General features: G+C 35.9%; 22 protein-coding genes and 1 other annotated feature. All 22 genes read left to right on the top strand.

The window, feature by feature from the left end:
* The first annotated feature begins 2 nt into the window (after positions 1-2).
* The 22 genes from mgtE (QNH69_RS01180) (at position 3) to QNH69_RS01075 (ending at position 26831) form a co-directional block, all read left to right on the top strand.
* Positions 3-1373, top strand: coding sequence for a magnesium transporter (gene mgtE / locus QNH69_RS01180; RefSeq protein WP_282928818.1), 1371 nt, complete (start codon positions 3-5; stop codon positions 1371-1373).
* A gap of 12 nt (positions 1374-1385) precedes the next feature.
* Complete coding sequence (gene mgtE, locus QNH69_RS01175; protein ID WP_282928817.1) at positions 1386-2750, top strand: magnesium transporter; 1365 nt, start codon at positions 1386-1388, stop codon at positions 2748-2750.
* Positions 2751-2866: 116 nt separating this feature from the next.
* A complete protein-coding gene (locus QNH69_RS01170) occupies positions 2867-3565 on the top strand; it encodes an acyl-ACP thioesterase domain-containing protein (protein WP_282928816.1) in 699 nt (232 codons plus the stop codon).
* Positions 3558-4190, top strand: a complete 633-nt coding sequence (locus QNH69_RS01165; RefSeq protein ID WP_282928815.1) for an HD domain-containing protein — start codon at positions 3558-3560, stop codon at positions 4188-4190. The genes QNH69_RS01170 and QNH69_RS01165 overlap by 8 nt, the downstream gene beginning before the upstream one ends.
* 338 nt (positions 4191-4528) lie before the next feature.
* Positions 4529-6763 carry an ABC transporter substrate-binding protein gene (locus QNH69_RS01160; protein ID WP_282928814.1) on the top strand — a complete coding sequence of 745 codons (2235 nt, stop codon included), beginning with the start codon at positions 4529-4531 and terminating at the stop codon, positions 6761-6763.
* Between the two features lie 156 nt (positions 6764-6919).
* Positions 6920-7153, top strand: a binding site (T-box leader).
* Between the two features lie 55 nt (positions 7154-7208).
* Complete coding sequence (locus tag QNH69_RS01155; protein WP_282928813.1) at positions 7209-8417, top strand: amidohydrolase; 1209 nt, start codon at positions 7209-7211, stop codon at positions 8415-8417.
* Positions 8410-9438, top strand: coding sequence for a methionine ABC transporter ATP-binding protein (locus QNH69_RS01150; RefSeq protein WP_282928812.1), 1029 nt, complete (start codon positions 8410-8412; stop codon positions 9436-9438). The genes QNH69_RS01155 and QNH69_RS01150 overlap by 8 nt, the downstream gene beginning before the upstream one ends.
* The gene (locus QNH69_RS01145) at positions 9425-10090 is read left to right on the top strand and encodes a methionine ABC transporter permease (RefSeq protein ID WP_282928811.1); all 666 of its coding nucleotides are present in this window, start codon (positions 9425-9427) and stop codon (positions 10088-10090) included. The genes QNH69_RS01150 and QNH69_RS01145 overlap by 14 nt, the downstream gene beginning before the upstream one ends.
* Positions 10091-10103: 13 nt before the next feature.
* Positions 10104-10955: a MetQ/NlpA family ABC transporter substrate-binding protein gene (locus tag QNH69_RS01140; RefSeq protein ID WP_282928810.1), complete on the top strand. Its 852-nt coding sequence runs from the start codon at positions 10104-10106 to the stop codon at positions 10953-10955.
* Between the two features lie 22 nt (positions 10956-10977).
* The gene (locus QNH69_RS01135; protein ID WP_282928809.1) at positions 10978-11856 is read left to right on the top strand and encodes a MetQ/NlpA family ABC transporter substrate-binding protein; all 879 of its coding nucleotides are present in this window, start codon (positions 10978-10980) and stop codon (positions 11854-11856) included.
* 60 nt (positions 11857-11916) lie between these two features.
* Positions 11917-12399, top strand: a complete 483-nt coding sequence (locus QNH69_RS01130; RefSeq protein ID WP_282928808.1) for a glutathione peroxidase — start codon at positions 11917-11919, stop codon at positions 12397-12399.
* A gap of 1 nt (position 12400) precedes the next feature.
* Positions 12401-12886: a hypothetical protein gene (locus tag QNH69_RS01125; protein WP_282928807.1), complete on the top strand. Its 486-nt coding sequence runs from the start codon at positions 12401-12403 to the stop codon at positions 12884-12886.
* A 256-nt stretch (positions 12887-13142) separates the two neighbouring features.
* A complete protein-coding gene (gene ileS / locus QNH69_RS01120; protein ID WP_282928806.1) occupies positions 13143-16256 on the top strand; it encodes an isoleucine--tRNA ligase in 3114 nt (1037 codons plus the stop codon).
* A 169-nt stretch (positions 16257-16425) separates the two neighbouring features.
* Positions 16426-18351: an acyl-CoA dehydrogenase family protein gene (locus QNH69_RS01115; RefSeq protein ID WP_282928805.1), complete on the top strand. Its 1926-nt coding sequence runs from the start codon at positions 16426-16428 to the stop codon at positions 18349-18351.
* 6 nt (positions 18352-18357) lie between these two features.
* On the top strand, positions 18358-19611 hold the full coding sequence (locus QNH69_RS01110; protein ID WP_282928804.1) for an FprA family A-type flavoprotein: 1254 nt from the start codon (positions 18358-18360) through the stop codon (positions 19609-19611).
* A gap of 107 nt (positions 19612-19718) precedes the next feature.
* Positions 19719-20165 (top strand): NUDIX domain-containing protein, encoded by a 447-nt coding sequence (locus QNH69_RS01105; RefSeq protein WP_282928803.1) that lies wholly within the window; start codon positions 19719-19721, stop codon positions 20163-20165.
* A 222-nt stretch (positions 20166-20387) separates the two neighbouring features.
* Positions 20388-21110, top strand: a complete 723-nt coding sequence (locus tag QNH69_RS01100; RefSeq protein ID WP_073997235.1) for an ABC transporter ATP-binding protein — start codon at positions 20388-20390, stop codon at positions 21108-21110.
* Entirely contained in the window at positions 21094-22149 is a 1056-nt protein-coding gene (locus QNH69_RS01095; protein ID WP_282928802.1) for a CARDB domain-containing protein, read from the top strand. The genes QNH69_RS01100 and QNH69_RS01095 overlap by 17 nt, the downstream gene beginning before the upstream one ends.
* Positions 22136-23521, top strand: coding sequence for an ABC transporter permease (locus tag QNH69_RS01090; protein WP_282928801.1), 1386 nt, complete (start codon positions 22136-22138; stop codon positions 23519-23521). Before QNH69_RS01095 ends, QNH69_RS01090 begins: the two co-directional genes overlap by 14 nt.
* Before the next feature lie 10 nt (positions 23522-23531).
* The gene (locus QNH69_RS01085; RefSeq protein WP_282928800.1) at positions 23532-24767 is read left to right on the top strand and encodes a hypothetical protein; all 1236 of its coding nucleotides are present in this window, start codon (positions 23532-23534) and stop codon (positions 24765-24767) included.
* Between the two features lie 12 nt (positions 24768-24779).
* Entirely contained in the window at positions 24780-25883 is a 1104-nt protein-coding gene (locus QNH69_RS01080) for a hypothetical protein (RefSeq protein ID WP_282928799.1), read from the top strand.
* A 39-nt stretch (positions 25884-25922) separates the two neighbouring features.
* Positions 25923-26831, top strand: a complete 909-nt coding sequence (locus QNH69_RS01075; protein WP_282928798.1) for a hypothetical protein — start codon at positions 25923-25925, stop codon at positions 26829-26831.
* The last annotated feature ends 20 nt before the right edge of the window (positions 26832-26851 follow it).

The raw sequence follows: 26851 nt of genomic DNA, 5'->3' as shown, positions 1-26851 counted from the left end.
ATATGTTTTCCTATACCGATACAGAAAAAAGGCTTAACGACCTTAAAAATTTGCTAGATGAAAAGAAAGTAAATGAACTATCAGACCTCCTTCGTAGAACTAACCCAATAGATATAGTTGATTTTATAGAAGAGTTACCAGCGGAAGAAGCACTCATAGTATTTAGGCTTTTAAAAAAAGAAGACTCTAGAGAAGTATTTGCTGAGCTTGATAGCGAGGATAAGGAAAAACTACAGGCAGGCCTTAATGATACAGAGTTTAAGGAACTTCTAGATGACTTAAACTTTGACGATATGATTGATACCCTAGAAGAAATGCCAGCGGCAGTTGTCGATAATATCTTAAAGGCATCAGATGATGAAACAAGGGAGCTTGTAAACGAGTACTTACAATTCCCAGAAGATTCTGCGGCAAGCCTAATGACAACCGAGTTTGTAGAAGTAAGCCCAGAGACAACTGTTGGCGAAACTCTAGCATATATAGAGGAAGTTGGAAAAGATAAGGTAACCGTCTACACTTGCTATGTAACAAGTCCTACAAAGGAACTTTTGGGCTATGTATCACTAAGGATGATCGTCACAAGTGATTTGGATGTGAAAATAAAAGAATTGATGTATGAGGACGTTATTACTGTTCAAACCACAGAAGACCAGGAAGATGTAGCTCACAAATTCCAAAAGTATGGTTTTACTGCTTTGCCAGTAGTAGACTTAACCAATAAACTTGTCGGTATAATCACAGTCGATGATATCATGTGGATTATAGAACAAGAGGATACAGAAGACTTCCAGCTTTTGGCAGGTACTTCACCAGAAGAAGAAGATTACTCAAAGATGAGTCCTTGGGATTTGGCAAAAAATAGGATACCTTGGCTGATGTTTTTGATGATATCAGGAGCTTTTACATCTACAATCCTAAAAAGATACGAGGATGTAATCCAAACTGTAATAGCTTTAAATATGTTTATACCAATGCTTACAGGTTCTGGTGGTAATGCCGGAAGCCAAGCATCAACCCTTGTCATCCGTGCCATGGCAACCCATGACATAGAGCCAAGTGATTGGGCAAAAGTTGTTCTAAAGGAAATATCGGTAGGTTTGATATGTGGAGCAATCTTAGCCTTGGCAGCGTTCCTAAAGTGCTATTTCTTTGATAAGGTTGCTATAAATGTTGCTTTTGTAGTAGCTCTAACCATTCTTTCGATTGTAGTAATTGCAAAGGCAATAGGATCCTTGCTACCAATCATAGCAGAAAAATTGGGAGCAGATCCAGCAATTATGGCAAGTCCACTTATTACGACAATTGTAGACTCACTGGGACTAATCGTTTACTTTAATATAGCTCAAATGATTTTACCAGGCCTAGGTGTCTAGAAGGAGGATAGGATGTATAAGTACAAATCAACAGAAGATAGAATAAGAGAACTTTCCTATCTTCTAGAAAAGAAAAGATCTAATGAACTATCCGAGCTTCTAAGAAGAACAAATCCAGTAGACATAGTAGAATTTTTGGAAAGCTTGACTGCCGAAGAGGCCTTGGTCGTATTTAGGCTTTTGAAAAAAGATGACGCAGTTGAAGTATTTGCTGAACTGGATTCAGATCAAAAGGAAAATTTACAAAAAGCCCTAAATGAAAATGAATTTAAGGCCTTACTAAGAGAACTAAATTTCGATGATATGATCGATACCTTAGAAGAAATGCCAGCTGCATTGGTTCAAAGAATACTAAGGTCTTCTGATGCAGAAACTAGAAAGCTAGTAAATGAATATCTCAAGTTTCCAGAGGATTCAGCTGGTAGCTTGATGACCACAGAATTTGTGGAAATCAAAGCCTATATGACAGTAAGAGAAGCCTTAGCTCATATCAAAAAAGTTGGCAACGATAGTGTAACAGTATATACTTGCTATGTCACAAGCCCTACAAAACAACTCTTGGGTTATGTATCACTAAGGTTAATTGTAACAAGTCCACCAGATACTATTATTGAAGACTTAATGTATGAGGATGTAATCACAGTTCAGACTACAGATGACCAAGAAGATGTAGCACGCAAATTCCAAAAATATGGATTTACTGCCCTACCTGTAGTAGACAATACATCTAGGTTAGTTGGTATAATCACAGTAGATGATATCATGTGGATCATCGAACAAGAGGCGACAGAGGACTTCCAACTTATGGCTGGTACCAGACCAGATGAGGAAGACTACTCAAAGACAAGCCCTTGGGATCTTGCCAAAAATAGGATACCTTGGCTAATGTTTTTGATGATATCTGCTACATTTACATCAACCATACTAAGAGGTTATGAATATGTCCTCCAAGCAGTGATAGCGTTAAATATGTTTATACCAATGCTTACAGACTCAGGGGGAAATGCTGGAAGCCAATCATCAACCCTAATTATCCGTGCTATGGCAACCCATGATATTGAGCCAAGCGATTGGGCTAAGGTAGTTCTTAAAGAAATTTTAGTAGGCCTAATATGTGGACTAGCCCTAGGCATAGTAGCATTTTTAAAATGCTTTTTCTTTGACAAGGTAGGCGTGCAAGTTTCTATAATAGTAGGCATTACCATAGTTGGAATAGTGGTAATGGCTAAGACTGTAGGATCCCTACTTCCAATCATAGCAGAGAAATTTGGAGGAGACCCTGCAATAATGGCAAGCCCACTAATATCTACTATAGTAGACTCCTTATCATTAATTGTTTATTTTTCAATAGCAAAGATGTTGATAAGCGGTCTATAATAAGTATAAGTACGAGAAGAACCACATTTGCTGGTTCTTTTTTAATGTTTGTCTTGAGAACAATATTTGCCATAACAAAAGCTTTAAAATATAGTATATGTAGAAAGAAGGGATTTATGGCTTATAGCGAAGTATACAAAATACCAGAAGTAATGTGCGATAAATACGGGAATCTATCAATAAGAAACCTAGTTAGTTTGATGGGAGAAGTCCTCATTTGCCATTCATACATCCTAGAAAAAGACATAGATATGACTAGACTTAGGTGGATAGTATATTCTTGGGATATTGAATTAGAAGAAAAAATTAAAGCAAATGATCAGATAGAAGTTACTAGCTTAGTTTTGGGTATGAATAAGTTTTATGCTTATCGTAATGCCTATATCAAAAGAGATGGAAATATGATAGCAAAGGCCTATGGGGTCTTTATGCTAGTGGATATAGATAGGATGCGTCCTATAAAAATGAGCAAAGACCTAATAGCTGCCTACAAAGTTGATGATATGATTTATGATAAAAATCATTTAGAATATAGGAATGATTTTGATAAATCAAAGGAAATTATGGTAAGATATACGGACATAGATAAAAATCTTCACGTCAACAACGCAGTATATTTTGATTATATATGTGACTTGTGCAAGCTAGATACAAAAGATTTGGCATTTTTTAATATAGTTTATAAAAATGAAATCCGAAATAAGGATGCTGTTTTAGGAGAATTTGTTGAAAGTGATGGAATTATAGATTTTAGATTAAAATCAACGGGAGATAATACAATTTACACATACGGAAAGATTAGAAAAAATGTATAAAGAAGGATATGGAAATATAGCAAATAGAGACAAAATAATATCATATCTTGAAGAAGGATATAATAATAATCCTGGTAATTGGGTTTTGCACTCTTGGATTATCGGCCAAACTGCCAAAAATATGGCAAAGGACTTAGAACTGGATCCAGACATTGCCTTTGCTTGTGGAGCCTTACATGATTTGGGAAAATCAGAAGCTTTTGATAATGCGGCACATTTCATAAGAGGATATAAGATTTTAAGATCTGATTCCTACTTTTTTCCAGCAAGAATCGCCCTAAGCCATAGTTTTCAGATAAAAAATGTAGATGCTTATGTGGGAGATTGGAATGTAAGTGATGAAGAAAAAGATTTTGTAAGAGATTTTCTAGCCTATAATGATTACAATGATTATGATTTATTGATTCAACTTCTAGATGGTCTGATAAAGACAGAATACCTTGGTATAGAAAAAAGAGCCAAGGGAGTTTTGGAAAAGCATGGATCTAACCCATATTTTGAAGATAGGAAAAAAAGACTTTATGAGCTTGAGGAATATTTTCAAAAAAAATTAACAAAGCCAATAGAAAAATATATGCCTAGGGAAAGGTGGTACAAATTTCCTTATAATCTTTATAGAAAATAGGAATTACCATTGCAAAAGTCTTATATTAACGTATATTATAAATGAATTTATTTTACCATATTGGGGAGGTTTTTACCTCCTCTTTTTTTTGTGCAAATTTAGGCTGGATTTTTAAGAAACTAGCTAAGAAAGTAAATTTGATTTAGTTATATAATTAGATAAAGTATTAAAGAAATATGGAAGAAATTGCAATCTATTAGCAATGATATAGCAATACCAACAACACTATGGATAATAATTCACTAGTGTTAATAAAAAACCATTAAAGCTATTGACAAAAGGAATTTTAAGTAATAGAATAACAGCAATATATAGAATATATATTAGGAGGACACAAAATGAAAATGAAAAGAATATTCTCCTCACTAATGGCTTTAGGTTTAGCAACTAGCCTTGCAGCTTGTGGTGGTGGAGATAATACTGAAAAACAAGAAGATGTAAAAAAAGAAGAAAGTCAAAGTAGCGAAGAAACTACTAATGAAGAAACAGATAATTCTGAATCTACTGATGAATCTACAGATACAGATGAAAACAGTGATGATGAAAACAAAGACGAAGAGGGAATGTCTGATGACGACCAAAAAGAACTAGCTGATTTCGACAATGTAACAGCTGATGATACCCTAGTTATCGGTACAAGCCCAATGAATGGTGACTTCTTTGAGGGCTGGGCTAACAACGCTTATGACGTTATAGTTAGACAACTTCTAGGTACTCAAGGAACAAATGCTTATAACACAGCTGTAGTTGATGATGCTGGTCAATGGCAAGACAATATGACAGTTCTTGCTGAAGAGCCAAAAGAAGTAGAAAATGAAGATGGATCAAAGACTATTACATATAAGCTAAACGAAGACTTAAAATGGTCTGATGGCGAACCTGTAACAGCAGATGACTATCTATTCTATTCACTACTATTCTCTGATGCGAATTATAGTAAGGTATCTGGGGCTACAACAGTTGGTAAAGATGCCCTAAAAGGCTATGAAGCTTTCCACGATCCTGAAAGTGATGTGGATGAGTTTGAAGGATTGGAAAAGATTGATGATTATACTTTCTCTGTAACAATCGATTCATCATTCTTGCCATATTATGAAGAATCATATCTTTCCCAACAATCACCATTCCCAATGCATGCAGTTACTGACAACTTAGCTATAAGTGAAAATGGTAAGAAACTTGTTGCAAAAGAAGGCTATGAAGTAACAGAAGAAGATAAAAAAGCATATCAAGACTCTATCAAAACTCAAATTGACAACTTGAACAAACAATTTGAAGAAGATAATGAAGGTGCAGAAGTCGACGAAGAAACACAAAAAGCTCACGATGACGCTATAGCAGACCTTGAAAGTAGATTAGAGGGCGATGTAGACCCTACTGAACAATTGAAAGAACAAGCTATGCTTAAGATTGCTAATGAATACAGATTGGCACCATCAGTAGTATGTGGACCATATGTATTTGATAGCTATTCAAATAACATGGTAAAACTTTCCCTAAACCCTAACTACAAGGGCAACTTCAAGGGAGAAAAAGCTACTATTCCAAATGTTATAGTACAAATAGTAAATGCTAATATAGCTGTAGACCTTCTTGAAAATGGAGATATAGATATATGGCAAGATGAAACTGAAGGTGGTAAGATCGACCAAATCAGAGCTGCCGCTGATGCAGGTAAAATCAAGTACAATTCATTTGACAGAAACGGTTATGGTAACGTAACATTCTTGACAGATCGTGGATCTACTCAATATAAAGAAGTAAGACAAGCCATAGCTCACCTAATGGACAGAAATACTTTCGTTCAACAATTTGCAGGTGGATACGGAGTTGTAACCAATGGTCTATATGGTGCAAGCCAATGGATGTATAAGGAAAAAGGACCAGACCTAGAAAGCAACCCAGAGCTTACAAACTATCAACTAAACCTTGATGAAGCAAATGCATTGCTAGATAAGACTCCATATACATTTGAAGAAGATGGTAAGACAGCTTGGGATATAGCAAAGGCTGAAGAAGCGTTTAAAAATGATCCTGATGGCTATGACTACTACAGATATGATGAAAATGGTAATAGACTAGTTGTAAACCAATTTGGTTCTGATGAATCTCCAATTACAACATTAATCTCTAACCAAGTTCCAAACAACGCTAAGCAAGTAGGTATGGAATACAACGTAACAGCAGGAAACTTTGCAACCTTGCTAGACTACTACTATTCTCCAAAAGAAAATGCTGAATACACAGCATTCAACATGGGCCAATCTTTTGAACCACCATTTGACCCATACTATCAATACAACTCAAAAGGTTTTGACAACCATACAAAGACAAATGATCCAAAGGCTGATGAAGTAACAGAAGCTTTGAGAAAGACAGATCCAAAAGATAAAGAAGGATACTTGGATAAATGGGTTGACTTCCAATTATGGTACAATGATTACTTGCCAGAAATCCCACTATATTCTAACCAATACCACACAGGATATACAAACAGGGTAGAAGGCTTCGATCTAAATACACCAGAATGGCCAGCTCAATATCAAATCAACGCAATGACCCTCAAAAAATAGTATAGTATTTGCAAACGCTCATTAATATGGGCGTTTTTGCTTGTAAAATTCGATGATACAAAAGAAAAAATATTGATAAAAATGTAAAATAATTTATTAAATAAATTTGACATAGTTTTTTACTGGTGGTATTATAATCCCATCAAATAGATTTTACAAAACCAAATGATAAGAAGAGTAGTCTAGATGGATATTCTACAGAGAGCCCAGTATTGGTGAGATGGGTGGATATAAGTTTAGATGAAGATGGCCTTGGATTGGGGTGAGTCGATAGTTAGATTCACACGGGACTTCCCGTTATAGAAGTAGAGTATGTTTGTACTTGATGAGAGTATGTATGCGTGAGTATGCATAAATTAAGGTGGTAACGCGATTAATGTCGTCCTTAGATTCTATTATTAGGATTTAGGGACGATTTTTTTATGCGAATTAGAAAGGTGAAAAAATGACCAGCAATGAAGTGATAAAGAAAAAAATAGACCAGTATTTTACTGATACCATATCCTGGAGAACTTACCTACACGAAAACCCAGAAGTAAGTGATAAGGAATACCAAACAGCAAAATGCCTTAAAGCTGAGTGTGAGAAACTTGGACTTATAGTAGAAGATGCTGCAAATACAACTGGCTTTACGGCCTTGCTTGATACTGGAAAGCCAGGCAAAACAATTGGGATAAGAACAGATATTGATGCACTCCCAATAGGAGAAAGTCAATACAATCTAAAAAACAAAAAGACAGTTGTATCAAAAATTGATGGAGTAAGCCACGCTTGTGGGCACGACTCACACATGGCAACACTTCTTACAACAGCAAAAATCCTTCTTGATTTAAAAGATGAACTTAAGGGCAAAATTTATTTTATATTTGAAGAAGGCGAGGAGACAGGCGGTGGGATTGAAGCAATGGTAGACCACCTTAGAGACAAAAATCTAGATGCTTGTTATGGCAACCACCAATCGCCATTTATGGAAATTGGAAAGATTTCTGTAATCAAGGGCCCATCTCATGCAGGATGTGCTGGTGTAGAATTTAATGTTATAGGTAAGGGTGGTCATGGATCTCGCCCCGATAAGTGCATAAATCCCCTTACAGCAACAGCTAATATAGTTACAGCCCTTACAACAGCATGGGTCAACCAGCTTGACATAAGTAAAACTGTAACATTTGGTCTGGGAGCTATAAACGGTGGATCAGCCTCAAATGTAATACCTGACATATGCAATGTAAAAGGGACCTTGAGATTTTTTGATGATAAGACTGGAGAAGATGCCCTAGAAGTATTAAAAGAAGTAACAAGGCAAACTGCCAAGGCCCATAAGTGCGATATAGAATTTACAGACTATACTAGAATAGTAGCCTATCCAACCATAAACGATCCAGACCTAGCAGAAGATGTTAGAAAATCTCTAAAAGATATTTATCCAAATGCCTTAAAAGAAGCAGAAACAAGCTATGGTTCAGAATCATTTTTTGGATATTCTAGACTTTGCCCTTCAGTCTATACTAGATTTGGTGTTGGAAATAAAGAAAAAGGAATCAGTGCAGGTGCTCACACGCCAGAATTTGACCTAGACCCAGAAGGTATCAAATATGCAGTTGGCCTACAAGTAAAATTTGCCAGTGATTTCTTAAATGGAGTTTTTGATGATTGATTTAAAAAATATAACAGTTGACTTTGACGGATTTAAGGCTGTCGATAATGTAAACCTTAGGGTGGAAAAAAATGATATATATGGAATTGTCGGATTTTCTGGAGCTGGTAAATCGACCTTGGTAAGGACCATAAATCTTCTCCAAAGACCTACAAGTGGACAGGTTTTGATAAATGGCGAAAATCTTTTAGACCTTTCCAACAAGGATTTGAGAGCAAAGAGAAAAAATATCGGAATGATCTTCCAACATTTTAATTTGCTCAATAACATCACCATATTGGACAATGTAATATTTCCTATAAGGAAACTAAAAATACCGAAAGAAGAGAAAGAAGCAAAGGCAAGAAAGTTACTAGAATTAGTTGGTATTGCTGATAAGGCTAGCAATTACCCTAGGGAACTTTCTGGTGGTCAGCAACAAAGATGTGCTATAGCTAGAGCCCTAGCATCAGATCCAGAGATACTTCTTTGCGATGAGGCTACAAGTGCCCTAGACCCAAAGACAACCAAGCAAATATTAAAACTACTTAAGGAGCTTAATGAATCTTTGGGACTTACAATTGTAATTATCACCCATCAAATGGAGGTGGTAAAGGACCTTTGCAACAAGTGTGCAGTTATGCAAGATGGTAAAATCGTAGAATCTGGTTCAACTCTTTCTATATTTGCTAATCCAAGAGATAAGCTAACCAAAGAATTCGTTGAAACTTCAACAAATATTTCAGATACCATAGAAGAAGTTAAACAAAATATAGGAATCTTAAAGGAAAATGAACTCTTGGTTAAGCTAAACTATGTAGGAGAATCTACAACAGAACCACTTATAAATGATATTTACCAAAAGTTTGGCATTAAAACAAATATACTTGCAGGAAATATTGAGTTTATCACAGGGGTTCCTGTCGGCAATCTAATTGTAAGTATTTCTGGTGATCCGGATTCACTAAGTAAACTTGGAAATTACCTAGAAGAAAGAGAAGTTAGTGCAGAAGTATTGGGAGGTAAAGATGGGATTTTTTGAGTACTCATGGTCCATAAGAGATAGGATAATCGAAGACTTTAAGACGACCTTGTATATGTTGTTTATCTCAGCAATATTTGCTGGAATATTTGGACTTATAATTGGCATAATAATGGTTGTCACAGACCACGGAAGGATTTTAGAAAACAAGGTTATTTATAGTATTTTGGATAAGTTAACAAATATATTTAGGTCCATACCTTTTGTAATCTTGGTTGCCCTTATAGCGCCAATTACAAAAGAGATTGTAAAAACAAGAATAGGCCCCAATGCAGCTATAGTTCCTCTAGTATTTTCTTGTGTGCCATTTTTTGCTAGACAAGTAGAACAAGCCCTAGCAAGTGTTGAACCAGGAAAGATTGAAGCGGCAGAAGCCATGGGAGCGTCACCTTTTGAAATAATAACAAGGGTCTATCTTAGAGAAGGCCTACCATCACTCTTGCGTGCAGGCTCAATAACTCTAATATCCCTACTTGGCCTAACAGCCATGGCTGGACTTGTAGGTGGAGGCGGTATAGGAGACTTGGCCATAGCAGTCGGCTACCAACGCTACAAAGATGATGTAGTAATAGTAAGTGTTGTTTTGATACTAATAGTCGTATTTTTAATCCAGGCTATAGCAAATCATTTAATAAGAAAAACAAGTCATTAAGGAGGACTTTAATATGAAAAATTTAGGAAAATTAACTTTAGGATTGGCCCTAGTTTTAGGCCTTAGCTCATGTGGATCAAATGGAGAGAACAAAGAAGCAAACACTGGAGAAAAAGCTCCAACAGAAGTAGCAGATACAATCAAAATTGGTGTTGTAGGTGAGAAAAACGAAGTATGGGAAGAAGTTATCAAAAGATACGAAGAAGGCACAGGCAAAAAAGCTGAGCTAGTAAAGTTTTCTGACTATACCCAACCAAATGAAGCCTTGGCTAGTGGGGATATAGATGTAAATAGCTTCCAACACTACAAGTTTTTAGATGAATATAACGATGCCCAAGGAGAAGAAAAACTTGTAGCCATAGCTGACACCATGCTTGCCCCATTAGGTTATTATTCAAATCAAATAAAAAGCCTAGATGAGCTAGAAGATGGAGATAAGGTTGCTATACCAAATGACCCATCAAATGGACCAAGAGCCTTATTCTTACTTCAAGCAGCTGGACTTATAAAAGTAAATGGTGATCCTGGCCAAGCTATCACCATAGATGATGTAACAGAAAATCCAAAAAATCTCGAATTTATAGAAATGGATGCAGCTCAAACTGCAAGGGCACTAGATGATGTAAAAGTGGCTGCAGTAAATGACAACTATGCCCTAGACTCTGGACTAAGTCCAAACGAAGATGCAATATTTCTAGAAGACCCAGAAAATCCAGACGCTAAAATATATGTAAATGTAATAGCAGCAAGGGCAGAAGATAAGGACAATGAAGCCTACAAAGAACTTGTAAAATACTATCAAACAGACGAAACAAAGAAAGACTACGACACATATACAAATGGTGCTTGGATAGCATCTTGGTAAGAAAATTTTAAGGAGAATAATAATGAAAAATATCAGTAAAATCGGCCTAGGCCTTGCACTAATCTTAGGACTTAGTGCTTGTGGGGCAAAAAATAACGAAAGTGCAAAAGAACCAGAAGCAGAAACAACAACAGAAGCTAAAAGCGATACAGATCCATTAAAAGATAAAGATGTTATAAAACTTGGTGTAGTTGGAGAAAACAACGAAGCTTGGGAAGATGTAGCAAAAAGATACAAAGAAGGTACAGGCAAAACTATAGAAATAGTCACATTTAGCGAATATAGGGAACCAAATGAGGCACTTTTATCAGGAGATATTGATATCAATGCCTTCCAACACAAAAAGTTCCTCCAAGACTTTAACGAAGTTAGTGGATCAGATATAGTATCAATCGCAGATACATCAATTGCTCCACTTGGTATATACTCATCAAAAATAAAGGACTTAGCTGACCTAGAAGATGGGGCAAGAATTGCAATACCAGATGACCCAACTAATGGATCAAGATCACTATTTTTACTTCAATCAGCAGGACTTATAGAAGTAGAAGGCGAGGATGGAGATTCCATCACTCTTAATGAAATCACATCAAATCCAAGAAACTTTGAAATAGTAGAGCTATCAGCTTCCCAAACAGCAAGATCTCTTGACGATGTGGACATAGCTTGTGTAAACTCTGGAATGGCAGTAGATGCAGGTTTCATACCAACAGAAGATGCCATTTACCTAGAAGACCACAATGAACCAGGTAAAGATATTTATGTAAACATCATAGCAACAACACAAGATAAAAAGGACAGTCCAACCCTAAAAGACTTGATTGACAACTACTATCACACAGATGAAACCAAGAAAATAGTTGATGAAACAACAAAGGGCTCATCAATCCCAGTTTGGTAAAATCTTTAAATGTTATAAAAATCACGTATAGTAATAGCATCGTAAACTTAAGGAGTTACTATGACAGAGATTTATGACATAATTGTCAAAGATAATGAGGACAATGATATATCCCTTGAAAAATATAGGGGCAAGGTGCTATTGATAGTAAATACTGCAACAGAATGTGGATTTACTCCTCAATACGATGCTCTTCAAAACTTATATGAAAAATACAAAGACCGAGGATTTGAAATATTAGACTTCCCATGCAATCAATTTGGTGGACAAGCTCCAGGAACTGACCAAGAGATAGCTAATTTTTGCACATCAAACTTTGGAACAACTTTTGATAGATTTGCCAAAATTGATGTAAATGGAGAAAATGAAGCAGAGCTTTATAAGTTCCTAAAAAATGCCCAAGGAGGTATTTTCGGAGATAAAATCAAGTGGAACTTTACCAAATTTCTTGTAGATAAAAATGGAAATGTAGTAAATCGCTACGCTTCTCAAAAAAAGCCAGAAAATATCGCTAAAGATATAGAAAAATTATTGGAAGAATGATATGGACAAACTAGTACAATTAGCAAAAGATTCAATTAAATACTACGAGGAAAACAAGACCTATTTAAAGGATTACGACGAGGAATTTAAGAAAAACAACAATGGAGCAATCATTGTTGTTAGCCAGGAAGATAGGATTGAAACAAGTGGTTCTATCTACCCAACTCGTTCTGATATAGGCCTTGATGTGATCTATGAATCTGTCAACGCTACTATATTTAACAATGCCATTGATTTGGTAAACTATGGCATAGATGATTTGTACATCATGGTTTATGAAGTAGTTAAGGTCCAACAAATCCAATATATGGAAGAATTTGGTATGTACCATGGCCTAGTTGTCAAATACAACAACGAAGACACTATGGTGTTTAGAAATGACTATGAGTCTGACTATCAAATGTTTGAAGATGCCCTAGATAAGGCAAATGTAGATAGTCAAGATGTATTTTCCTTATATAAATTCAAGGTAGTAAAACATATCTAAAGCTTTTGCCCTTGACAAGTAGGGCGAGATTAGTATTATCTATGTAGAATATCAACGTTATAGAGAACAGTAACTTATCAATAACTTATAGAGAGGCGCTGGCTGGTGAAAAGCGCTAAGGGAAGGATAAGCGAATATCATCTTTTAGTTTGCAAGGTGAAATTATTAGCCTTGCACGAAAGCCAATCGTTAAGAGCAAAACTATCAATAAGTGGACCGTCTGTATGGACGGTTCTTTTTTATTAAGGAGGTAAAAATGAGTAAATTCAAATCTCTAAATACAGGCGATACAAAAAATCGTGAAGCAAGTATAGAAGAATATTGGAGAGAAATCGACCTATTAGAAGAAACTTTCAAAACACGTGAGGATGCAGAAGAATACATAATCTATGATGGACCACCAACAGCAAATGGTAAGCCAGGTATCCACCACGTTATAGCAAGAACACTAAAAGATATGACTAGCCGTTACAAGAATATGAAAGGCTACAAGGTCCTAAAAAAAGCAGGCTGGGATACCCACGGTCTGCCAGTAGAAATCGAAGTTGAGAAAAAACTAGGTTTCCACGACAAAAACGACATCGAAGGCTATGGTATAGAAAAGTTCAACAAGCTTTGTAAAGAATCAGTATGGACCTATTCTGATATGTGGCGTGATATGTCTGATCGCATGGGATTTCTATATGATATGGATCACCCTTATGTAACCATGGACAACGACTATATAGAAACAGAATGGTATCTATTAGATAAGGCCTTCAAAAATGGCTACATCTACGAAGGGGCAAAAGTTATGCCATACTGCCCAAGATGTGGTACAGGTCTTGCAAGCCACGAGGTAGCTCAAGGTTACCAAATGGATAAAACCATCACCCTTACAGTCAAGTTTAAGAAAAAAGACACAGAAAATGAATATTTCCTAGCGTGGACAACAACACCATGGACACTTCCATCTAACGTTGCCCTATCAGTAAATCCAGACCTTGACTATGTAAAAGTATTTGATAAAACTGACAATGCTTATTATTATATGGCAAAATCCTTGTGTGAAAGTCTGATGACTGACCATGAATACGAAGTGGTAGAAACTCTCAAGGGTTCTGATATGGAATATATGAAATATGAGCAACTACTTCCATATGTAGATGTCAATGAAGAAAAGGCCTTTATAGTAACACTTGCAGACTATGTTTCTGCAGAAGATGGTACAGGTATAGTTCACTCTGCACCTGCCTTTGGTGAGGACGACTATCAAATTGGTAGAAAGTATGGCCTAGATTTCGTTCAACCTGTTGATAAAGAAGGTAAGTTTACAGATACTCCTTGGAAGAGCCAATTCATCTTTGATACCAATGAAGATATCTGGCACCACCTTGTAAATGAAGGCAAAGTATTTAAAAAACAAACTGTAGAACATAACTATCCACACTGCTGGAGATGCCACACACCACTAGTTTACTATGCAACACCATCTTGGTATATAGAGATGAGCAAGTTTTCAGATAAATTAGTTGAAAACAACAAGTCTGTAAATTGGTATCCACCAACTATAGGTGAAAAGCGTTTTGGAAACTGGATAGAAAATGTAAAAGACTGGGCTATATCTAGAAGCCGTTATTGGGGTACACCACTTAATATCTGGCGCTGTGATGATTGTGGCCATACAAGAACAGTAGGATCAAGAAAAGAACTGGCAGAGCTTGCCATAGAAGATATAGATGAAAATATAGAACTTCACAGACCATATGTAGACGAAGTTTCTATCAAGTGTGACCACTGCCATGGAACTATGCACCGTGTGCCAGATGTAATTGACGTTTGGTTTGACTCAGGAGCAATGCCATTTGCCCAATTACACTACCCATTTGAAAATAAAGACCTATTTGAAAATTATTATCCAGCAGACTTTATCTGTGAGGGTATAGACCAAACTCGTGGATGGTTCTACTCACTTATGGCTATATCAACTATAACAACAGGCAAGGCACCATACAAAAATGTATTGGTAAATGATCTAGTAGTTGACAAAAACGGCCAAAAAATGTCTAAGTCAAAGGGCAATACCCTAGATCCATTTGCTCTATTTGACAAGTACGGGGCAGATGCAGTTAGATTCTATTCCCTATATGTATCACCACCATGGATGCAAACAAAATTTGATGAAGCTGGTTTGGTTGAAGTAAGAAACAACTTCTTTAGAACCTACGAAAATGTCTACAACTTCTTTAGCCTATATGCAAATACTGACAATCTCGGTATAGAAGACCTTAAAAATATTGGGGAAGTAAAATTAGAAAAAATTGACAAGTGGTTATACTCTAGACTAAACACACTTATAAAAGAATACAGTGAACAAATGGAAGTATTTGATTACAACAAGGTTGTTCACTTGATTTCAGACTTTGTAGTAGAAGACTTATCAAATTGGTACATCCGCCGCAATAGAAAGAGATTTTGGATGAGTGAACTTACAGATTCCAAAAAGGCAGTCTATAAAACAACTTATGATGCCCTAATAACTATTGCAAAACTAATTGCGCCAATAACACCTCATATAGCAGAAGAGGTTTATAGAAATCTAACAGATGAAAAGACAGTTCATACTCAAATCATGCCAGAAGCAAATAATAATCTCATAGATGAGAGCCTAGAGGCTGATATGGACTTAGTAAGAAAAATTGTAAACCTTGGCCGTGCAAGCCGTGAGAAAGAATCGATCAAAGTGCGCCAACCATTAGCCAAAATTATAGTTGATGGTTCCTACCAAGATAGGATTTCTGACCTAATTCCTCTAATCAAAGAAGAGCTAAATATAAAAGAAGTAGAATTTGCAAATGACCTTTCTGAATTTATGAATTTTTCACTAAAACCAGACTTTAGAGTGGTAGGTCGCATATTCCAATCAAAGGTAAATGATTTTGCAAAATATTTGGCAAGTGTTGATGCCAAGGACTTTGTAAATCAAACTAACGAGGGACCTGTTGAGATTGATCTTGACGGTGACAAATACCAAGTTACAAGCGACTACTTAGATGTAAGAATCTCTGCCAAAGAAGGTTTTGATGTGGAAATGAACGGCAATGTATTTGTTGTTTTAGACACTGAAATCACAGAAGATCTCAAAGATGAAGGTTATGCTCGTGAGTTTATCTCAAAAATTCAAAACTTGAGAAAAGACTCTGGCTTCGAAGTGACTGATAGGATCAATATCTCTTATGGAGCAGAAGAAGAGCTAAGCAAATCATTGGAAAAATTTGCCGATGAAATCAAGAAAGAAACCCTAGCAGATAGTCTAAGTAACAAAGACTTATCAGCAGAGGAAATAGACCTAAATGATAAGAAGATTAAAATCGAAATAGAAAAATTATAAGATTAATGACTGATGAAAATAGATTTATTTTTGTCAGTCTTTTTTTTCTTTAATAATATAATTTAAGTAATATTATCAAGATAAAAATAAAATACAAACATCTATTGACAAAACGTTTTCTACGGTTTATACTATAGTAAAATAGTAGTGATAAATAAAGGAGGTCTCAATGCTATTTAGAACAACAGACGAGCATGAAGCTTTACGTAAAAAAGTCAGAGCTTTTGCTGAAGAAAAAGTAAAACCAATTGCCTTTGATCTAGATCAAAACAACGAATTTCCTGATGACATTGTAAAAGAAATGGGCGAACTAGGATTTATGGGAATCCCATATCCAAAAGAATACGGTGGCCAAGGCCTTGATGCAATTTCTTATGCTATAACAGTAGAAGAATTATCAAGAGTTGACGGCGGTGTTGGTGTAATTTGTTCAGCACATACCTCACTAGGAAGCTGGCCAATATTTGCCTTTGGTACAGAAGAACAAAAACAAAAATACTTAGTTCCACTTGCTAAGGGAGAAAAACTAGGTGGATTTGGTCTTACAGAAGAAAACGCCGGTTCAGATGCAGGCGGTACAGAAACCACAGCAGAACTTGACGGAGATCATTACATATTAAACGGTAAAAAAATATTTATAACAAATGCTCCAAAAGCTGACACATATGTTGTATTTGCAGTAACAACACCAGGTATTGGAACACATGGTATTTCAGCTTTCATAGTAGAAAAAGAATTTGAAGGATTTACCTTCTCTGATCACTATGACAAACTAGGTATCAGATCTTCATCTACAGCAGAGCTTCACTTTGACAATGTTAAAGTTCCAAAAGAAAACTTACTTGGAAAAGAAGGTCAAGGATTTAAGATTGCCATGGCTACACTTGACGGAGGTAGAATTGGTATAGCATCTCAAGCTCTAGGTATTGGACAAGGTGCTTATGAATCAGCTCTAGCTTATGCAAAAGAACGTGAACAATTTGGTATTCCTATAGCTCACCTACAAAGAAATACATTTAAACTTGCTGATATGGCAACATATCTACACGGCGCTAGACTTATGATTTATCATGCAGCAGACCTTAAGACTCACCACGAAAGATATTCTGCTGAAGCTGCTATGGCAAAACAAGTTGCATCAGATCTTGCAATGCAAATAACAACTGAAGCTATCCAACTTTACGGTGGTTCAGGATTTATCAAGGGTGTTGACGTTGAAAGATTCTTCAGAGACGCAAAAATCACTCAAATCTATGAAGGTACTAACGAAATCATGAGAGTAGTAGTTGGAGCAAGCACAGTAGGTCGTGCTCCCAGAGTCCAAGCAGTTGGAAGAAAATCTAAACAAGGTCCAATCGCAGGAGTTAGAAAGGGCGAAATCTTTGAGGGAGATCCTAAAGAGGCGGTTAAAAATCTAGTAGCAGCCCTTAAAAAAGACGGATATGACTTCACAGTAGGAATCGATCCATGGACACCAGTAACAGAAGCTGAAAGAATAGTAGTAGCTGGCCGTGGTATTGGCGAAAAAGAAAATATGAAACTAATAGAAGATTTAGCTTACCAAGCAGGAGCAGCTATATCATCTTCTAGACCAGTAGCAGAAACATTAAAATACGTTCCACTTGATAGATACGTAGGTATGAGTGGACAAAACTTCAAAAACAACCTCTACATCGGAGTTGGAGTATCTGGAGCTGGCCAACACTTAAAAGGAATCCGTGATGCATCTACAATAGTTGCAATCAACAACAGCAAAAACGCTCCAATCTTTGCAAACGCTGACTACGGTATAGTAGGAGACTTCAAAGAAGTATTACCACTACTAATAGCAGAACTTGACAATGGTGAAGAAAAGAAACCAGCTCCACCAATGAAGAAAGTAAAAAGAAGCAAACCACGTAAGATGGCTCCAAAAGAAGATGTTTATGTTGACTTAGGTTCAGGTTATGAATATGACCCAGAAGTTGGCGATCCAACACAAGGTATCGAACCTGGAACACCATTTGATAAATTGCCAGACAGCTGGGTATCACCAGTATCAGGTGAAGCAAAAGAAGAATTTATCAAAGTAGAATTCCCAGAAGATAGAAAGTAGGTAAATATGTATACAGTTAGAAAAGTAACAGAAGATTTATACTATGTAGGTGGGGATGATAGAAGACTTGCCCTATTTGAGAATATATTCCCAATTCCTGAAGGTGTATCATATAACTCTTACCTACTAATGGATGAAAAAACAGTTTTAGTAGATGCAGTAGACTGGGCAATCACTCGTGAATATATCATAAATGTAAGCCGTGTTCTTGATGGACGTGACCTAGACTATATGATTATCAACCACATGGAACCAGACCACTGTTCATCAATCGAATTGATGTTAGAAAGATATCCAAATCTTAAAATCATTTCTTCTGAAAAAGGAGTAATGTTTATGAGACAATTTGGTTATCACGTAGACGATAGATATATCGAAGTTAAAGAAGGCGATTCTATGAACTTTGGTAAACATACCCTAGCTTTCGTGGAAGCACCAATGGTTCACTGGCCAGAAGTTCTAATGACCTATGATACAACAAATGGTGTATTATTCTCAGCAGATGCCTTCGGATCATTTATAGCAAACAACGGTAGACTATTTGCAGACGAAGTTGATTGGGATCGTGATTACCTAGACGAAGCAAGACGTTATTATACAAATATCGTAGGAAAATACGGAACCTTCGTACAAAAAGCTCTTGAAAAAGCTGGAACACTTGACATCAAATACATCTGTCCACTACATGGCTTGGTATGGAGAGATAACTTTGGCTATATCCTCGATAAATACACCCACTGGGCAACATATGAACCAGAAGAAGAAGGTGTACTAATAGTATATGCATCAATGTATGGCAACACAGAATATGCTGCTCAAGCATTAGCAAGCAAACTTTGTGAAGCAGGCATCACAGATATTAGCCTAAGAGATGTATCAAGTACACACGTATCAACTCTAATAGCAGAAGCATTCAAATATTCTAACATAGTTCTTGCATCTGTAACCTATAACCTTGGAGTATATCCTCCAATGCAAAACTTCATAGAAGATATGAAGGCTCTAAACGTACAAAACAGAGCAGTTTCTATCATAGGAAATGGATCTTGGGCACCACAAGCTGCAGAAAAAATGGAAAAATACCTAGATGAAGAAATGAGACTTATGGACGTTCTTCCAGAACAACTAGAAATCACAAGTTCATTAAAACGTATGAAAGAACCAGAAATGGACGCAATAGTTGAGGGAATCCAAGATTCTATGAAAAAACGTAGAGAAGAAAAAGCAAAATCTGCTTCTCAAAACAAAGGCAAGAAATAAATTCAAAAAGCTGGCGCTAGTCGCCAGTTTTTTTATGCCTATAACTAGTAAAAATTATAAATACCAATAAAGTACTAATGTATGATTAATAATTTAGAGGAATTTATATGAAAACTAGACTAATGAATATGATAAAAATTATAAACCCTAATACAAATGAAGTTGTCATCTTGGATAAGGTGAAAAAAGAAGGCTGGGAAGGACTGACTTTTCCTGGGGGCAAAGTAGAAGAAAATGAATCTTTTTATGATTCTGCTATAAGGGAAGCCAAGGAAGAAACTGGTCTAGACATTTCTGATTTGACATTTTGTGGATTTATAACTTGGATTTCTGATGACTATAAGGATGTGGGTCTTCTTTATGAGACAAGTAAGTATAGTGGTAAGCTTATCAGAGATAATCGAGAAGGGACGCTTTCTTGGATAGATTTTGAGGACTTCAAGAAAATGGATGGGATGAGCCTTTCTATGGATAAGATTCTAAAGATCTATGATGGGACCTACCAGGAGATAATATGGGATATCAGAGATGATAATATTACATATATAAATTAAATAATTTGAATTTCTAACCTATGAGATTAAAAATCTTATAGGTTATTTTAATATATGTTTCTTTTTCTGTGATGTAAATGAATATAAATATTATTTAAATAAATAATTGTCAACAATCATTTGAAATGATATAATAATGCAAACAGAGTGTGTGTCTAATAGTATGACACTATTTTGTAATATATTTTACATTTTGAAAAAAACCAAAAATTGGAGTTAATGATGTCGCTAATTGAAGTAAGATCTTTAAAAAAATACTATAAGATTGGAAATAATATCATCAAAGCTCTGGACGGTATAGACCTAGACATTGAAAAAGGTGAATTTATAGCCTTGCTTGGGACATCTGGTTCTGGCAAGTCAACTCTTTTAAATATGCTGGCTGGTCTTGAGTATCCGACCAAGGGTTCCATCAAGTATGGTAATATTATTTTAAATGAGCTAAAGGAAACTGACATAACCAAGTTTAGGAATCTAAATATTGGCTTTGTTTTCCAATCTTACAATCTATTGCCCTACCTAACGGCATGGGAAAATGTATCCCTGCCTTTAACCTTTAAGGGAATCGGAGTAGAAGAGAGGAAAAAAGAAGCCTACAAGATTTTAAAACAAGTAGGTCTAGAAGATAGGATGAACAACAAGCCAAATGAGCTTTCTGGTGGTCAACAGCAAAGGGTGTCCATAGCCCGTGCTTTTGTTGGAACACCAAAGATTATCTTTGCAGATGAACCAACGGGAAACCTAGATACTAAGACAAGTTTTGAAGTAATGCAGCTCATAAAGGACATCACCAAGAAAAATAAACAGACCTTTATTATGGTAACTCATGATGATGAGATGACAGAATTTGCTGATAGAACTTTATTTATGAGAGATGGAAAGATAGAAAATATACATAAGAATTTAACTATTGATGAGGTATTAGAAAATGACGACATATTATGATGAAATAAATGGAAATGATTCTTCAAATGGCAACGCTTCAGGAGATGATACAACAAACCAAGTACAAATGAAAAACCAACCGAAGCTTATAATTTCAAACTATAGCTTGAATCCACAAACTGTAGAGGCTGGAGATTCCTTTAACCTTGGCTTTACCTTGTATAATACCAACGCCAAAAACACCATCTATAACCTTAAGGTAACTATAGAGTCACAACTCCAATCCCAACCCCAAGCAAGCGGAGATAACAATGCCCTTGTAAGCGATGGTTCAGTCTTTAGTCCTGTTGACCAATCAAATTCCTTTTATCTAGCTGCTCTTTACCCTTGGAATACTTCCAATAAGTACATCACCATGAATGTAAATCCAAATGCTGCTGCAGGCAACTATGTGATTGGCCTAACCTTGGAATATGAAGACTACTGGGGCAACCAATACACCACCAAGGAGTCTATAGGTATCCCTGTTGTCCAAAGGGCAAATGTAACCATTGGCGATGTAAAGCACGAAGATTTAATAGTTGGTCAGCAAACTCAAGTTTCTGTAAACATCTATAATACAGGCAAGGACAACCTAAATACTTTTATGTGTGATGTCATAGGCAAGGGATTTACAATAGATAATGACAGAAGATTTATAGGTAATTTTAATACAGGAACAACTGAAACTTTCACCTTTAATATCACTCCGGAAAGAGAGGGAGATGTTGAAGGCAAGATTCTTCTAACCTACGAAGATTCAGCAGGCAATGTCCACACACAAACACAAAATTTCAATTCCAATGTAACCTCTATGGATATGGGAGGCATGGATGGCATGGAAGGTGGTATGATCCAAGACCCAGAAACTGGTGAAATGATACCAGCTGATGGCGGCATGGGAGAAGATCCTAGCCAAAACGCAGGCGGAGGCCTCTTATCATCTCCATTCTTGTGGGTTGGACTAGCAATAATCGCAGCCCTTGTAGTTGTCTTACTAAGAAAAAGATCAAAAGATAAAAAAGAGAAGGAGCTAATAATAGAAGATGAAGATATCTGATAGATTTATAATGGCCCTAAGGAATCTTTGGCGTCGTAAATCTAGGACTATTCTTACTATCTTATCAGTTGTTATAGGCTCAACCTCTATTATCCTAATGCTTGCCTTTGCTGAAGGCATTAGCAATTCGCAAAAAGAGATGATAGAATCCTTCCAAGGCCTTACCACTATAGATGTCATGGACGGATCTGGTCAAGGCAATCTTACTATAAATGATAAGGTGCTAAACGACTTAAAAAGTGTAAGCCATGTTAAGGCAGTGGTGCCTAGTAAGAATGTATATGTCCAAATAAAGATGTCTGATACTGAAGATTATGAAATTGACGGGTCTATAAATATCATTCCTGACAATGTGTTTTCAATGATTGATAAAGATATGATGGATTTTGGAAATCCACCAAATGCCAAAGATGATAATAAAATTCTTCTAGGACAAAATACCCAAGCAACCAAACAAATAGCAGAAGGTGGCGGTAGTTTTTATATGGAGCCAGTAGAGGACTTTGACTTTAATGCCCACCAGTACTTCATCCGCTTAGGCTATGTCTTTGAAGAAGAGGACGATGGAGTCAATTTTGGCAATGAAAATCCTCAAAATGGATCTGAAGAAAAAGAAGAACAAAAACCAGAATATACAGATGTACCAATAGAAATAGCAGGCAAACTAAACAAAAACTCATTTTTATCTGGCTGGGGATCCTATATATCTGAAGCAACCTTCAAAATGTTAAAAAAAGAAGATGCTAAGATAATGTCTCCTAGCTTAAACCAATCATTTGACGAAAAAGGAAATCCAATCCCTGAAACAAGTGACAAAATAACTTATGACAATTTACAAGTTATAGTAGATGATGTCAAAAATGTAGAAGCAGTCGAACAAGAAATAAGACAACTAGGTTATCAAACTCATTCAATGGCCGAAACTAACGAAGAAATTCAAAACCAAACAAGGACAATTATGCTTATTCTTGGAGGTATTGGTTCTATCGCCTTTATAGTATCAGCCATAGGTATCATAAACACTATGTTAATGAGTATTTATGAGAGACAAAAGGAAATTGGGGTAATGAAAGTAATAGGAGCCTCAGTTAGAGATGTTGAGACTATGTTTCTTATAGAGTCTGGATTTATAGGATTTTTTGGAGGCATACTTGGTCTTGTCATTTCATTGCTCGTTGCTAAGCTATTAAATAGCACTCTGGGAGCAGATCCCAACTCAATGTTTGGCACTAGCGGAAATATAATAATTATTCCAGTCTGGCTAGCCATAGTTGGAGTAGGATTTTCAGCCCTAGTTGGTGTATTAGCAGGATATCTACCAGCAAGACGAGCTACAAAACTTTCAGCAATCGAGGCTTTAAGAGCAAATTAAGGAGAAGATAATGAAAAAATATATACCAATAGCAGTCCTATCCCTAGCTCTTATGGGGTGTACTAATTCCAGTGCGCCAGCAGGAGAGGATAACAATCAAATCGAAGAAGAGAATAAAGACGATCAAAAGAAAGTCATAGAAGTATCAAAACCAGAGGAAAGTGAAGAGGAGTCTGAGGATAAAAATTCTGAAGAAAATGCATCAGAAGATACAGACCAAAGCAAAAAAGTTGACAAAGATATAAACGATAAAGAAGAAGGCGAAGAAGATAAAGAAGAAACAGAATCTAAAGAAGATAAGCCTGGGGAAGAAGAAAATGTTGATCAAGAAAAACAAGGTGAAGTTACCGCTGATGATTTGTTCTTCCTACCATATTCAACATTTAGAAGTGTAAACGAAGATGGGGAAATCGTAGATGAAAATGGAATAGTATCCCCAAGCGATGACTCATATAATTATGATTATGTGAAGTATTCAAATAATATTTTTATTAGAACAAAACGTAATGTAGAAGATTTAGATGATAAAGTAACCGTTGTTAGGATGAATGATAAGAATGTCACTAGCCTATATGAATTTCCTTCAGATGAAGAATTTCGTCCTCTAGGTCTAGTTGGAGATAAGATTTATGGCTTCCATAATTACTATGCTAAGTCTGATATCAATGGAACAGAAACCTTAGAAAATGAAAAAAATGCCATAGGATACGTAGATCTTGCAACAGGTGAAGTTCACGATTTTGAAGATACAATAGACGTTATGACAGGTGGTGCAGTAGTAATAGACGGAGAACTTCAATTTACAAAACCTGGCGATAACAAAGAAGATGCCTATAACTATGACCTATACAAACTAGATTTATCAAAGGGCCTAGACCAAGAGGCGGAGTTAGTAGAAAAAGATTTCAATCTCCAATACTTATTTGGCCAAAAAAGATTTGTAGATGGCAAGCCAGTCTGGAAGATACTAAGGGCTGACAATGACAATATCTATGCCAATGACCAAAAATTCCCATTTTTGTGGGCTGAAACAGGCCACCAAGAAATTATAGGAAATAATATTTTCTATTTCCAAGTAGATGCCAAAGGTGAGGGAGATAGATTATCAACAAATCTAAAGATTTTAAACCTTACAAGTGGAGAAACAGTACTAGAAGAAGTAGTTCGTGGCATAAAAATTGCTGATGGCAAACTATATTATTTAACCAGTAATAACCAATTGGAATCAGTAGATATAGAGCTATAAATGGGGCTTATTATGAAAAAGATCTTATCCGTGCTAGCGCTAGTCTTGTTTTTAACATCATGCGCTAGCAATGGAAAAAGTGATAAAAATATAGAAGATAAAGAAAGTACAAATACTGAAATAGAAGAAGTTTCCAAAGCCAATGAAGATAGCAATAATAGCAAGCAAGAAGATGAAAAAGAAGATGAAAGTAAAAAAGAAGCCAATGTAGAAAATCAGGAACTTTTAATAGATAAGGATGTAAAGATTGATAAAGACAATGTCTTTTATATTCCTAACTTCTACCTGGTTCAATTTGACAGAAATGATAAGCTGGTAGACCTTGATGGGAATACAAAATTTGAAAATGGATCTATGTTTTTTGAAAAAGTTCCTGGCGCCATTACCCTCTTTGTTGGCAGGTCAACTGATAATAATGAATATGGCATTTACGATCTAGTCGGCAAAAACTTAAATCTTTTATTTAGATTTGCCCAAAATGAAGAATTCCATCCAATTGGGATGATTGGCAATAAGATTTATGGCTACCACTATCTAACTGTATTGGACGAAGATGGCAATGTTGTAGATAGTAAAAATACACTAGGATACTTTGATATAGAAAATAAAGACCTAAAAGATTATACAGGTCAGTTTTCAACTAATGTTACATCTATAGCAAATACTAGAGACAAGGTCTATTTTATAAATAATGAATCTGGCAAAAATAACCTCTATGCTTTTTCGCCAGAATCTGATCTATCAGCTGAACCAGAATTAGTAGAAAAAGATTACGACTCCTACGATATCTATGCTACTAGCTACAAAGATGGACCAGAAACTGTAAATGAATATTTCAAAGCTGATGCAGAAGGCATCCATATCGGTGATCAAGTATGGGAAATTCCAGCAAAGGCAGATGGTTTGGTTGATATAAAGGGCAAGTACGTTTTGTATTACACAAAATCCACTGGAGAAAATCCAAGTGACTATGAACAAAATCTAAAAATTTATCATGCCTACGATGGCGATATGGTTTTTGATGAAAACATTAGAGGCCAGAAATATTTACAAAATACCCTATATTATATAGACGAGGACAATAACATAGGTGAATTTGAAATCGATTTTCAGTAAAGAGCCGAACTTTTGGCAAATCCGTGTTATAATTAAAGTATGAAAAATATTAGAATATGGTTGATTTTAGCGGTTTTACTTTTTACAGGATGTGCTTCTAAAAATAATGATTCGCTGAGTATAAGGCACTTGGATGTAAATAAGGAAGAAATTTATTACAATCCTATAGTGAAAAAATTGCTAAAATTTAACCCAAATGGAAACACAAAAGAAATAATATATGCCGAAGAAAATTCCCTTGCCTATGATATCTATGGGGTGGGATCTATGTTTGTTATAGGAGATAGCAAGCTTCACCAATATAAGCTAGTTGACATAGAAAAGACAGAGATTAAGACTATTTTTGACTTTGACAGTGGCCAAGAGATCATACCTATAGGTATTATGGATGGCAACTTATATTTCATCAATAAGTTTTATGATAATGATCAGGAAAATAGAGATAAGACTACTATAAGCCTCCTAAACCTAAGCGATTTTACTATCACCCAAATTGAAAATATCCACGGCGATATCAAAGATGGCATAGTAAGCCCTAATAATATTTTCTATACTACTTATAAGGCAAGCGAAAATTACTACGAACTTTACAAAAAATCTATAGAGTCTGGCAAAAAAGGAGATAGTCCAGAGCTTATATCAGTTGGCTATGAGACTTCTGACTTATACTTATCCAAGGACTTATACAGGGAAAAGGAGATAATAAGTCTATATGCTTCAGACAAGGATAGGATATATTCCCAAAAGGAATCCTGGGACAAGCATGAGGCCAATTATTTCACTCCATCGACAGTAATTGGCATAGACAAGGATGGCGAAGATATGTCTCTAAGCTTTATGGATAAGAGAACTAGAACTGTTTTTACAAAAGTAGACAATGCCTATGGCATAAGATTTGAGGGCGATACAATAGTTGTTGCAAGCGATAAAGGAGCAAGCAAGTACTAGTTATTTTAAGAGGATAAGTA

Source organism: Anaerococcus sp. Marseille-Q7828, from assembly GCF_949769285.1.
Taxonomy (GTDB): Bacteria; Bacillota; Clostridia; order Tissierellales; family Peptoniphilaceae; genus Anaerococcus.
This window is presented reverse-complemented; position numbering and strand designations above follow the sequence as displayed.